Source organism: Acidobacteriota bacterium, assembly GCA_016716435.1.
In the GTDB taxonomy this organism is placed as follows: Bacteria; Acidobacteriota; Blastocatellia; order Pyrinomonadales; family Pyrinomonadaceae; genus OLB17.
In genome coordinates, this window is sequence record JADJWI010000008.1 from 874658 (window position 1) to 886929 (window position 12272).

General features: G+C 52.4%; 9 protein-coding genes. 8 read left to right on the forward strand and 1 reads right to left on the reverse strand.

Annotation, left to right across the window (positions count from 1 at the left end; genetic code table 11):
• Positions 1-59 precede the first annotated feature (59 nt).
• The 4 genes from IPM21_16010 (at position 60) to IPM21_16025 (ending at position 5135) form a co-directional block, all read left to right on the forward strand.
• Positions 60-761, forward strand: a complete 702-nt coding sequence (locus IPM21_16010) for a PASTA domain-containing protein (GenBank protein MBK9165378.1) — start codon at positions 60-62, stop codon at positions 759-761.
• 9 nt (positions 762-770) lie between these two features.
• Positions 771-1433, forward strand: coding sequence for a ribulose-phosphate 3-epimerase (locus IPM21_16015; protein MBK9165379.1), 663 nt, complete (start codon positions 771-773; stop codon positions 1431-1433).
• Between the two features lie 29 nt (positions 1434-1462).
• A complete protein-coding gene (gene bamD / locus IPM21_16020) occupies positions 1463-2962 on the forward strand; it encodes an outer membrane protein assembly factor BamD (GenBank protein MBK9165380.1) in 1500 nt (499 codons plus the stop codon).
• Positions 2963-3059: 97 nt separating this feature from the next.
• Positions 3060-5135, forward strand: coding sequence for a tetratricopeptide repeat protein (locus tag IPM21_16025; GenBank protein ID MBK9165381.1), 2076 nt, complete (start codon positions 3060-3062; stop codon positions 5133-5135).
• 57 nt (positions 5136-5192) lie between these two features.
• Here the strand turns inward: IPM21_16025 and IPM21_16030 are convergent, their stop codons facing one another.
• Positions 5193-6368: a M48 family metalloprotease gene (locus IPM21_16030; protein MBK9165382.1), complete on the reverse strand. Its 1176-nt coding sequence runs from the start codon at positions 6366-6368 to the stop codon at positions 5193-5195.
• A 278-nt stretch (positions 6369-6646) separates the two neighbouring features.
• Between IPM21_16030 and IPM21_16035 the strand changes: the two genes are divergently transcribed.
• The 4 genes from IPM21_16035 (at position 6647) to IPM21_16050 (ending at position 12263) form a co-directional block, all read left to right on the forward strand.
• Complete coding sequence (locus tag IPM21_16035) at positions 6647-10165, forward strand: hypothetical protein (protein ID MBK9165383.1); 3519 nt, start codon at positions 6647-6649, stop codon at positions 10163-10165.
• A gap of 87 nt (positions 10166-10252) precedes the next feature.
• The gene (locus IPM21_16040) at positions 10253-11134 is read left to right on the forward strand and encodes a DUF2520 domain-containing protein (protein ID MBK9165384.1); all 882 of its coding nucleotides are present in this window, start codon (positions 10253-10255) and stop codon (positions 11132-11134) included.
• Between the two features lie 26 nt (positions 11135-11160).
• Positions 11161-11673: a transcriptional repressor gene (locus tag IPM21_16045; GenBank protein MBK9165385.1), complete on the forward strand. Its 513-nt coding sequence runs from the start codon at positions 11161-11163 to the stop codon at positions 11671-11673.
• Entirely contained in the window at positions 11673-12263 is a 591-nt protein-coding gene (locus IPM21_16050; GenBank protein ID MBK9165386.1) for a hypothetical protein, read from the forward strand. The genes IPM21_16045 and IPM21_16050 overlap by 1 nt, the downstream gene beginning before the upstream one ends.
• Positions 12264-12272 lie beyond the last annotated feature (9 nt).

Here is a 12272-nt window from a genome sequence, read left to right on the forward strand (position 1 = left end):
TTTTATTGGTCGCGGCAGACAAAAATGTTAAACTTTCACTTTAATTTTTGAAGTCCTCTATGAATATCTTCAAGCTCGGAATGACATCACTTGGCCGCCTGCTTTTTCTTGCAGGGATGTTGGCTGCATTCCTGTTTGGAATGGCCGCGGTGGTCTATATGTCGCTTTCTGGCGAAGAGGTCAAGGTGCCGGAACTTGTCGGCCGGGACTTTGTAGAGAGCGAGAAGGAACTTGCAGCCCTTGGTCTAAAGATCAAAAAAAGAGCTGATCGCCCGAGCACTGAGAAGATGAACACTGTACTCGAGCAGTTGCCGCGGCCCGGCGAAACAGTGAAGACCGGGCAAATGATCTTGGTCGTGGTGAGCAAAGCCGGACTTACCCAGGACGAACGGCCCGAATCGCTTAAGAAGGACATTGAAGAAGACGATACAAAGAAGATCGAGGAGATGATCTCGGACAAGCCGAAGAGACAACGTCCGAATGCGAACGCAAACGCGAATAGCAATGCGAACACTCCTCGGAAGGTCGCTGACACCGCTCGAGACGTTGGCTCAAATACGTCAACGTCTTCGAATACCGCAACTGTAGACGGGCCAACAAGGACCGACGAAGTCGACAGGCGAGAGACGCCGCCCGCAAATACGGGAGAGCGTCCGAACAGAAATACGGCACCAACGTCAACGCCGCGACCGCAATCGTCGCCCTTGGGCTCTCGGCCCGCGTCGGGCGACACACGGCCTCGAACGGCCAATCGTCCGTAGTGATCAACGATGTATAGCATCGCACCATCTATACTTTCGGCCAATTTTGTTAGGCTCGAGGAAGAGATCGTAGCAGTTGAGCGCGGCGGAGCAAGTATTTTGCACGTCGATGTAATGGACGGGCGGTTCGTTCCGAATATTACGATCGGACTTCCGGTTGTTAAATCGATTCGGAAAGCAACCTCAATGACGATCGACACTCATTTGATGATCGTCGAACCAGGGAAATACGCCGTCCAATTCGTTGAGGCCGGAGCGGATATGGTCTCTGTACACATCGAGGCCGACCCGCATATTCATCGGACGCTGCAAGGGATTCGCGATGCAGGAGCAAAGGCGGGGGTTGTTGTGAATCCCGGCACACCGTTGAGTGCCATTACTGAAGCGATCTATCACGTCGATTTTGTGCTGTTGATGTCGGTTAATCCCGGGTTCGGCGGTCAGAAGTTCATACCTCGGTCGCTGGCCCGAGTTCGGGAACTTCGACAAATGATCACGGAACGCGGTTTGAATGTGAAGATAGAGATAGATGGCGGCATCGACCTTGGCAACATAGCTGACGTCGCAGAAGCAGGGGCCGAGATAATGGTTGCTGGCTCCGCAGTTTTCGGCACTGATGATCCTGCCGAAGCGGTCCGATCACTAACTCAGAAGGGGGCCGTTTGGGTTTGAACTAGTTTACGGCCAACAAGTTTTTAATTATGAAGCGTTTTATTTTTTCGTTCACTACTGTTTTTGTTATCGCGATTGGTTTTCTGGCCGTCTCGGATTCATTCGCTCAGGCTCGGCCCGGAGAGGGCACACCTCTGCAGCGTCTACAAGTGATGCGTGAAAAGCTCGAAGCTATACGCCGTTCGGCAAATGGTTCGCTTTCGGGTCTCCGGCAAGAAGGCCGCGATACTAAAGAGGAACGTGAGAATGCCGATTCACCAGTTGCCCGCCTTCGGTCAGTCGAAAGTGAAGCATCGAGAATTCAAAGCGATGTCATTTCACTAAGAAACAAGCTCGACCGGAACGAAAAATATGAAGCTTCGGAGGTCGACCAGCTTGAAGTCGCGGTTACTGAACTGCAAACGCGTGCGGACCTAGTCTTTACTGAGACCGCAGCGGCTCGGGCAAACCCGCAATCAACAGTCGGTCAGCCGCGAGAAATAAAGAAAAAGAAGAAGTTTCTTGGGATCTTTGGAGGTGGCGGAAATGACGAGTACGATGAGCTGCTAGGTACTGTGTCTCCCGGCCGAGATCGTGAGCTTTTTGTAACAGCGACCCGTGAAGCAAGGAAGAAGAATTTCGACGTTGGGCGTCTGCTCTTCCAGACGATCATTACGACTTACCCTGATTCTCCCTACCTCCCGATGGCGAAGCTTGCTATTGCTGACGCTTTTTTCCTGGAGGGTACGACGAGTGCTCTGATCCAGGCGATCGCGGCTTATCAGGATTGGTTGACGTTCTTCCCGACCCATCCGCTTGCAGACCGCGTCGTTTTGAAGATCGCCGAATCCGAAATGCGACAGATCGGGCTGCCAGACCGTGACGCAACTCGAGCCAAGCGTGCTGAGGTGCGACTGAGGGCACTACTCGCGTCATACCCGAATTCGATCCTAAAACCGGAAGCGGAAAAACGGCTCGTAGAGGTTCAAAATAACCTTGGTTCGCACAATTTAGGTATCGCTAATTACTACTACACCCTTTCGGTCGACCAGAAAAAGGGCGGTCTCAAGGGGGCTCAGTCGCGGTACAGAGAGATAATCGACAAGTATCCGAACTTCGCGTACATGGATGAGGTTTTGTACAAGCTCGGGGTAACTTATATGGTCGAGGAAGAGACCGATCAGGCTGCGAGATATTTCCAACAGATCGTCGCGGACTATCCAAATAGCGAATTTGTTTCAAAGTCGAAAGAGCAGCTCGAACTGATCGGGGCTTCCGTTCCGGAACCAAATCCAGAAAGAGTGGATGTGCTTCCGGCTCCGAGGGACGGTTTTTTCACCAATTTCCGGAATCAGCTTTTTGGTATCTACCCGATGACTATTGATAAGAATGGCGTTCTCATGACGAAAGACTTTGACCGCGAGAAGTTTGAACTGATCGATCAGATCATCGAGAACCAAGGCGATATCCAGACCAACCAGATCCCGCAATCGTTCACGACGGTGATCTCAGATAGGCGTACTGCGAGCATTACAACACCGTCGCCGTAGTCGTCGGATTGGCTCGTTGATCTTTTAGTTAGTTTGACGCGGGGCCGACGATTAAATGTCGGTCCCTTTTTCTTTGGCCATTTTCGTGAAAACCTGAATGAAATTGCAGTTCTTGTCATACCGTATCGTCCTTTCGCTCGTCGTTGCCGTTTTGATGTCAGGCACATCGGGGGCCGTCTTTGCGTTCCCACAGGATAACTGGGAAGCGACGATCGCGAGGCTAGAGGGCCGAGCCGCACTCTCCGGCTCGCCGAGTGATGTTTCGGCACAGGAGGCTTATGCGAAGTTACTCGAGGGCCAGCGTCACGCCTGGGCTGCCAAGCGAACAAGAAGCGCCGCTCGGGCTACTGCCTCTGTTCGGTCTGCCCGAATAGCGTTGGTCGCGGCCGTCGATGCAGATCCAGGGCTTTCCGAGGCATATACAGCTCTTGCAGAACTCGAAATTCTTCGTCGGGTGGGTGAGGCGGAGGTATCGAATGCGATCAGGCTTGCAACTTTGGCGTTAAGGAATGACGGGAATAATTTTGGCGCACGGCGAGTGATGGCCCGCCTCTTGTCGCTTAGGGCAAATCTAGCCCGAGGCCAACTCGATCGCAGAAGCGCCGAAGTTGCCGCTGTCGAATGGCGAAAGGTCGCAGAACTTGACCCGAGAAACACGGAAGCGTGGGCGTTCCTAAGTGTGATCTATGAAAAACTCGGGGAGCCTGAGAAAAAGATCGAAGCCCTTCGTAAATGGGTATCATCAAGCGGGGCTCTCGAGAGTCAATACTATCAGTTCATCGTTGGCGTCAACGAGGATCTCGCGCCGGAGCGGGCATCGGTTCGTCTGGCCTCGGACCTTCTTGCACTTGGCCGGGTGAGCGAGGCATTAGAGGTGGTCGCTCCTGTGGTTTCCGATCAACCCGGGAATACGGTTGCAGTAAACATACTGAGGGACGTCGCGGAACAGATCGACGAAAATCGGTTCGAACAAGCTGCTGAGCCGTTGACTCAGGCGGTTGCGACAGATCCGAACAATGTGGAACTCGCGAACACACTGGCAAGGCTATATCGGCGACGGGGGATGCAGGAGCGAGCGGTGACCGTGTATTCGCGCGCGCTACAGCAGCTCAGCTCGCGAGAAACGCGTGTAAGAGCGAGACTTTTGATTGGCAGAGGTGACCTCTTAGCCGGTGCCGGGAAGTACGAAGAAGCAATACTTTCCTATTCTGAGGCATTTGAGGCTTTTGGATCTGGTGCTGGCCCTGGCGAGCAAGAAGTTGCTCGTGAGGCCGCACGTAAGATGATCGTCACAGCACGTGTGACGGGTGATACAAGCCTTATCGAAACAGCCCTGCAACGCGCGGCCCGGCGCTTTGGCGGTGACGACTCTCTGGTACTTCTCGAGAGATCGGCACATCTTCGCGAAACCGGAAAAAGAATCGAGGCTTTGGCGTTGCTTAAAGGGGTCGCGGCAAGCGGGAATCGATCGTTCGAAGTCTTTCGAGCCGAGGTAAGTCTTTTGGTCGAGACCGGCAAGGTAGAAGATGCGGTGGCTTTGATCCGGAGTTCGACACGTGGCGAATCATCTGCCGCCGGTGGTCCGCGCGGGACCGATTCTGCATTCCTTGATAGTTTTACTGCTTCGCTTTTGATCACAGGTGCATATATCTCCGGAAAGAAGGCCCCCCAGGCAATGGCGGCGGCTGAGGATCTGTCATCGCTTGCGCGTGGCAATGAAAGGCGGCAGCTTGCAACCATCAGCAAAGCTACCGCGGCCAATCTAAACGGCGACCGGAGCACGGCCCTGCAGCTTTTGCGAAGTGTGCTTGAAGAATCCCCAAACAATCCGATCGCGTTGAATAACCTTGGCTACTATCTACTGGACGAGGCTGCGAGCAGAGATGAGGGAATCGCAATGATAAGGCGGGCGGTTTCCGTTGATCCAAGAAACGCGTCCTACTTGCACAGCCTAGGGAAAGCAATGTTGCAGAAAGGGGAATTGGATAATGCGGGGATTTATTTGTTTGAGGCGGTCGCGATCGAGCCGGGATCTCTTGTGGTCTGGGAGCAACTCGGTGAACTCTTTGAGCGACGGAGAGCGGTGGCGGAGTCTCAACGAGCGTTCCAACGGGCACTTCGTATGGCATGGAACTCCGACGACAAGAATCGACTTCTTGCTCGGATCAAATAAAAAGTGCGGCAATGGTGCCGCACTTTTCGATCGATCGGTTGAAAAGGAAAGCCAAGGTTACGGCTTGTCCGGAGAAGGCGTCGGTTCGGGTGTTTGATCACGACGCTTCAGTTGCGGTGGTTTGCTCGACGATGACCCGGAGGAATCAGAGCTGTCCGAATCGCTAACGCCCGGCTCATCACCGTCCGCTGGTTGTCTCCGCTTGAGCGTCGGTCTTCCCGGCTCGCCTTCATCCGAATCACTGAAAACTCCGGCTTTTGCATTTGTCTGCCTCAGAAGAAGATTCTTAACCCGCTGGAATTCTGAGGTGCTGATGACGTATTCCTCACGTTCCGGAAAACGAGAAACCAGTGCGAGGCTTGCATCTCTGCGATCTAGTGACTGCGGATGCGTAGTGAATATTTTGGCCAATGTTCCCGGCTTTTTCTTATTCTTTTCATTCAACTTTTCGAACATTGTCGCCATCGCGGAAGGATCGTAGCCGGCAGCGTACAGGTATTGAACCCCAAGCATATCAGCTTCCATTTCTGCGTTGCGGCTAAACTTTAGAAAACTGAGGAGTTGGGCAAAACCGCCGGCATTCTGTGCGATCGGAGCGGCGATACCACCGCCAAAAATGATAGTTGCAAGCAGGCCATAATTGATCGCCTGCAGCTTGCCCTGGTTTTCCATTGCGTGCCGGGCGGCAACGTGTGCGATCTCGTGGGCCATAACACCCGCGATCTCCGCTTCATTATCGGCTGCAAGGATCAGGCCCTTATTTACAAAGAAATATCCTCCTGGCAACGCAAAAGCATTGACCTCGTCGCTGTCAATAACTTTGATCGTGAAAGGTATCTTCGCGTCCGAATGAAGCACCAAATTCTGACCAACCCGGTTGATGTACTCAGTGATCATCGGATCTTCGACCATTTTCGCCGACTGCTCTATCTCCAATGACAACTGACGGCCGATGGCAAGCTCCTTTGACTGCGAGCCGCCGAGCCATCCGAAAAATTTATCTGTGCCTTTATTGATCTTACGCTTACCGATCATTGCCGGATTCTCTTTTTCCGAGAGAGGCTTAAGGCTCGATTGAGCAGTAAGTTGACTAGTAGTCGTTTCACTTTTCGCATTCGACGCCGTTTCGTTGGCCTTCTGGGCGATCGCCTGGGCCGGCAGAAATGCGAAACTGCCAACGAGCATCACAAATGAAAGCAAAAACGACAGTGCTTTGGATTCTCTGATCTTCATAAGGGTGTCCTACGATCGGTTCAACGTCAATCCTACCGAATTTTACTAGTAGAGTTCAATGTATTTTGATGCACCGAGAAATTATTTGGTTGCGAGAAACAGGCCAATTTTTACTTTTTCCATTTCTCGAAAAGTCTTGATACCAACCAGCGAGAGAATTTTCGTTCTCGTGTGCCGAAATACGTGTTATATTCATAGATGCCTTCAACCGTCTCACGGGTTGCGGGCGTCTTTCCGAAAACCCCTAAACATTGCAGCCTTCGCTGCTTTTCTTTCAAATGAAGATTCAGGAAAAAGTTAAAGATCTCGTGGAGGTCCGACACTATAAGGGCCTTCGCGATTTCCACGCCGATCCTTCCGCGACTCTGGAAAGCTATTGTTTTACCGATGAAACCGCCACACTGATGGCGAGATGGATCGATTCGGCCTCAACGATCGGGCCGGGGAAAGGGAAATCGCTTGCTCTCGCCGGCTATAGAGGAGTTGGTAAAAGTCACTTTTTGGCATCCTTCGGTTCGATACTAGCGCTTCCGGAACTCCGTTCCAAGATTCAGAATCATCACGTATCAGCGGCAACGCAGGGACTGTTGCGAAGGCACTATCCCCTTTTGAACGTGCGCCGTGGAACGCAGGCGACCTTGATCGAAGAGCTCAAGTCAGCTATCTCTGCATCGCTCGGTCCCGAAGCGGTTATCGGAGCAGGTAGTATCACAACTCTGCTTGCAAAAGCGGCGGCCCGATCTGGAGATGTCCCGCTAGTCATTATTGTGGACACCGCCCACGATCGGGAGAGCCGCGTATCGCGAAACGATGGCGATGAACTCGCAGAAATGTCCGTGTTCGCAGCGGAGAATAATGCTATCCTCGCGGTCGCGCTCGATGACGATATCGCCGGGGCTGACGGCTCAAACTCGGCAATAGTCCGGGCATTCAACATCGACTTTCTCGACCAACAGCATCTATTCAAGGTCGTAAATTCATTTATTTTTCCGAAGTTTAACCAAAAGATCTCGCTTATCGAAGAGATCTATTCATTCTTCAGCCGCGTTGTGCCGAACTTCCGATGGAGTTCACAACGGTTCGTTTCTTTGTATCCGCTGCATCCCGGAATTCTTGATGTGGCTCCGTATGTCCGCCTATTTGTTCAGGATTTTGCTTTGCTTGGATTCGCGGCTGAAGCCGGCGAGCGCATTCTTGGCCGTCCGGCGACCTCTTTGATCGCATTTGATGAGGTGTTTGACAATGCTGAGGCGGGACTGAGGAAGGTAAAGGACCTTGAAGATGCCTTTGCCGCTTACGACCGGTTGAATGCGGAGGTCGTGAGCAAAGTGCCCGTTATACAACGACTGCAGGCTAAGCTCATTTTGAAGGCCCTTCTTCTGCATTCCCTTAATGGTCGCGGTGCCACGGTCGAAGAGATCTGTGCGTCGATGATGATCTACGATGAGTCTGATCCGTCGAAGGCACTCGAAGGGGCAACTGGCATCATCAAAATGTTCGCAGACGCCTTACCCGACGACATATCTTCGTATTCGGAAGAGGGAATCGGCGTACTTTATAGTTTCCGAGCAAATTCGAAGGAAAACGCGAACATTGTACTTGACGAGGCGATCGGCCGAACCGACCCAGGTGTTGTGACCGAAATACTCAGGAAGCTATTGCAAGAACGGTATCCGGATCTTACATTAACGCCGGCACCTGATAATCCCAATCTGCTTTCTTCAGAGTCATTGGCGATCTGGAGAGGTGGTCAGAGGCGGGGAAGATTTTTTGCGGCACTTGATGACTCAGCGGTCGAGGTATTGGGGATCCAGGAAGAGTCGCTTGAATGGCGAATAACGTTGGACGTAAGAGGGGTTCTTCGGCCAGCTACTGAGGCCGCGTCAGCACCAGATTGTGTCCTCTGGCGCCCAGACCTTCTCAGAAAAGATGAGATCGACACACTTCTTCGGTTCTATGTGCTTCAAACTCAAACCGAGTTGATAGAGACGTTTGGGGATCAGCATAGGGCGCTTTTGCATTCCCAACGCGTTGCCGCCGTAAACATCGCGGAAAGGGTATTTCTTGCGAATGGAAATCTTTTCATCAACGGTTTCGATTTCAACTTCACCGAGGAAGCAATGGCTTCGCAGTCGATTTCCGGATTGATCTCGGCAATGTTGGATCCGATGTTCGAGACGCAATATCCTGATCATCCGGTTTTTGGTCGAACTCTGGGCATCAAGGATGTATCAGCCACGATCACGGACTTTTTCGATCCTGCAAAAACCGGGTTGGAAGAAACCCAGGAAATGGCTCGTGCCTTTCTCGCTCCGCTTGGGCTGGCCACAGAGCAGGATGGAAAACTCACGCCCGTGTTTGGCGAAGATCTTGACCGCCTTCCTTACATCGGGACGATCAATGAACTTCTAAGTACAACGGGCAACGGACCCGCCGAGATCCTTGGAGTTTATCAAAGCCTAAAACAGCCGCCTTTTGGATTTGTCCGAGAGGCTCAGCATTTGATCCTTGCATCGCTCGTAGCGGATCGAAGGATCGAGTTCGTTACGGCTAAAGGCGATCGGATCAATGCGCGGTCACTCGACCTGAAGATCGTTTGGGGCGATATTGTCGGCATCGCTCGGCCGACCGTAACCGATCGCCCGGTCGTGTCGAACATCAAGTGGGCACAGCTATTGACCGGATTCGACGATGAGCTTTCCGACAAGGGTACTCCGGGAAACGAACGTGTTGTTGAGGCACTGGGCGCGTGGCTTGAGGAGTGGAACACGGCGAATCTCTTGAATCGGTTCGATAAGGTGCCGGATTCGCTTGTAAACACCAGGATCTGGCTCGACGCGTCGTTCGTTAAAAAGACTCTCGGTCGCGTTGTGGAGACTATAACCCATTTGATAGCCGGTTCCACGCGACTCGACCAAGCACTTGGAGACATTGCTGATGCGTTTTCGCATAGCGAAACCGAATTCGAAAAGAGTGTAGCGGGGCTCGAAAGGATAGAGACGTTTCTATCATCGGTCGCAGTTCGGCAACGCATCGTAGGATATACCACACCCGCCGGATTTACTCCTGACGCAAAAGCCAACGACACAAAACGAGCACTACTAGCGTGCATTTCGGAGAGCATCAGGAATCCGGGTTCGGCAAGAAACCGGGAAGCGGGCTATCTCTGGGATGGCTACCGCTTACAGTACCACGAAGCATTTACTAACGAACATTCAAGGATAATGCGTTCTCACGAGCTTCAGGAAAGATTTGAGAGTATGAGGCGAACGGATATTTGGTGGGAGTTCGAGTCACTCAGCGAAATCCCGCAGCTTCGAACGCCCTTTTGGCAGAAAGCTCTTGAGCTCAGTGGCCGATTGACTGAGCTTGACTGCGGCTTTGAGACCAGCCGCGGACTTGAACACCGCGCTGGCTGTGTCTGCGAATTTGATATATCCGCCGCGAGCGACTGGGAAATGATGTCAGACGAACTTTGGGATGCAGTTACGTCCGGGCATAACATGATCAGGGAAAAGATCGCTCGGGACTGCGAACGCCTTGCTGACGTTGCCAACGGCGCAATTTCAACGTTCAAGTCAAAGCGAGACGCCGAGGCCGGCAAGGCTCTTTTAGCCGGTTTACGCGTAGAGGGTCTTCGTCGACTAGGCAAATCCGAAATCGATATTCTACGATTTCTTTACCGCGATCTGGCTTCACAAGGACCGTCGAATGATGCTGGCCCAATTTCTTCTGACCGCTACTCTGTTTCCCCTCCTGGAGCAGACCCCCAGCACAGGGAACTCGCGACAGTATAGGCCCTACGGTTCAGCGTCTGAATTTGTCGAACCTTACGTTTCTCGCCCATATAGCGAAATCGATTCTACCGCTGTATTCTTAACATCGTGAAACGAGTTGCGATTGTTGGGGTCGGACGGGTTGGCGGAGCTTTTGCTCTGGCTTTGGATCGCTGCGGCTACACGGTCAATGAACTCATCACCCGCGATGGAAGTGTTCCCAGCGTGATGGAGCACCTTTCGCGCCCAGCTCTGGTTACCGGCATTGAACACAGCGAAGGAATTTCAGCGGACATTGTGATCATCACTACGTCCGATCCGGACATCGAAACGGCGACCACCTCCGTACTACCTCGGCTTGCTAAGCAAGCGATGGTATTCCATACAAGTGGTTCACTCAGCTCAGACGTACTTTCTGTCGTTGAAAAACGGGGGCACGCGACCGGTTCGATCCATCCACTTATCGCGGTGAGTGATGCTGTCGCAGGGGCAGCGGCTTTCTCAGGCGCCTATTTTTGTATTGAAGGATCAGAGGTCGCAGTGCAGGGGGGTCGCGAGATCGTCGCTCAACTTGGCGGTCACGAGATCGTTGTTGAGACCACTAAAAAGCCACTTTATCATGCTGCCGCAGTCATGTCGGCCGGACACTTGGTGGCATTGCTTACCACCGCTCACAGACTCATTGCTATGGCAGGCGTCGATCCGGATCGGGGCAAAGAGGCTCTGCTAGTGCTTTCAAGATCTGCGATAGATAATCTTTCACACAAACGACCGGAGGAGGCTCTTACCGGGACGTTTGCCCGGCTCGACATTGCCGCCTTTCGCCGTCACCTAGAACTACTGGGGGCTGGAGCTGAGGGATTTGGCAAGGATATTTACTTGGCGCTCGCCGCCGCGTCCATGGAATTGGTTCGAGAAACCGAAGAGAACAAAGAGCTTCGAGACCATCTCATCGAAGAGTTAAATATGGCTAAAGCGAATAGCAAATGATACCATTATAATTTAGGTGACGAGCCGTGGCAGAGTTCGAAAAAGAAAAGGAAATCTTTCTGGAACACATCCGAAAGTCCGGCCTGCGTAGGACCGGTCAGCGTGATTTGATCCTGGAGATCTTCCTCCGAACGGAGGATCATTTAACGAGCGAAGACCTCTATTGGCTGGTCCAGAAAGAGGATCCGTCCGTTGGGCACACCACGGTTTATCGCACGCTTAAACTGCTTACTGAGGCTGGCCTCGCACGAGAGGTTCGGTTCGGCGACAACAAGACCTATTACGAGCACCATTACGACCACGAGCATCACGATCATTTGATCTGCACATCGTGCGGTAAAGTTGTCGAGTTTTATTCCCCCAAGATCGAAGAGCTACAGGACACGATCGCGGAGCAGCAGGGCTTCACGCTTTCGCATCATAGTCTCAGGATGTGGGGACTTTGTGAGTCATGCTCACTTTCAAAGGCGGAAGTTTCAACAGCACCCTCCGGGGCGCAACCAAAAGTCAGGGTAAGAACAGTGATTGGCGGATATTGATGGAAAACGAAGTAAAGATCGACGAAATAGCAATTGAGTTCAAGAAAGAAGGAATCAATGGGAGCATTCCGGCTGGTACATATCTGATAGATGCGGCCAAAAGGCTGGGCGTCCGATTTCCTATCCCTTGTATACCGGTGTCCGGCGAGCACTATTGCTCGGTCGACGTTGAGAACGGAATCGGGGCCCTGTCGGACACGTCAGAAGCCGAAAAGGAATTCTTCGCAAACAGCACGGCGGCATTTGGAAATCGGCTCGCCTGCCAAGCCCGTTTGGAACGGCCGGGTTCAATAGTAGTTGAGACCCGGTTCGAAGAACCTGAGCCTGAGGAGAAAAAGGAAGATGGAAATAAGATCTTCGAGGGCTACAAAGAGCGGTTCTCCGCACTTTCACTCGAGCAGAAAATGTCCGAGATCAGTCAGTTGGAGGCCCTCGCTTTAGCAGATACGCTCGGTTTCGTGATGAACGCACCATACGCGATCGGGAATAAAGTGACGGATGTTCTTGCCGATATCGGGCTGAAAAAGGACATTCCCGACGATCCGGAAAAGGGCGAAAAAAAGGTTGAAGCCGAAGAACCGTCGAAATAGGGTAAAACC

Bases quoted from the DNA above. Each gene is read 5' to 3' on its own strand.
- IPM21_16010 (MBK9165378.1), top strand. From the start codon at position 60: ATGAATATCTTCAAGCTCGGAATGACATCACTTGGCCGCCTGCTTTTT.
- IPM21_16015 (MBK9165379.1), top strand. From the start codon at position 771: ATGTATAGCATCGCACCATCTATACTTTCGGCCAATTTTGTTAGGCTC.
- bamD (MBK9165380.1), top strand. From the start codon at position 1,463: ATGAAGCGTTTTATTTTTTCGTTCACTACTGTTTTTGTTATCGCGATT.
- IPM21_16025 (MBK9165381.1), top strand. From the start codon at position 3,060: ATGAAATTGCAGTTCTTGTCATACCGTATCGTCCTTTCGCTCGTCGTT.
- IPM21_16030 (MBK9165382.1), bottom strand. From the start codon at position 6,368: ATGAAGATCAGAGAATCCAAAGCACTGTCGTTTTTGCTTTCATTTGTG.
- IPM21_16035 (MBK9165383.1), top strand. From the start codon at position 6,647: ATGAAGATTCAGGAAAAAGTTAAAGATCTCGTGGAGGTCCGACACTAT.
- IPM21_16050 (MBK9165386.1), top strand. From the start codon at position 11,673: ATGGAAAACGAAGTAAAGATCGACGAAATAGCAATTGAGTTCAAGAAA.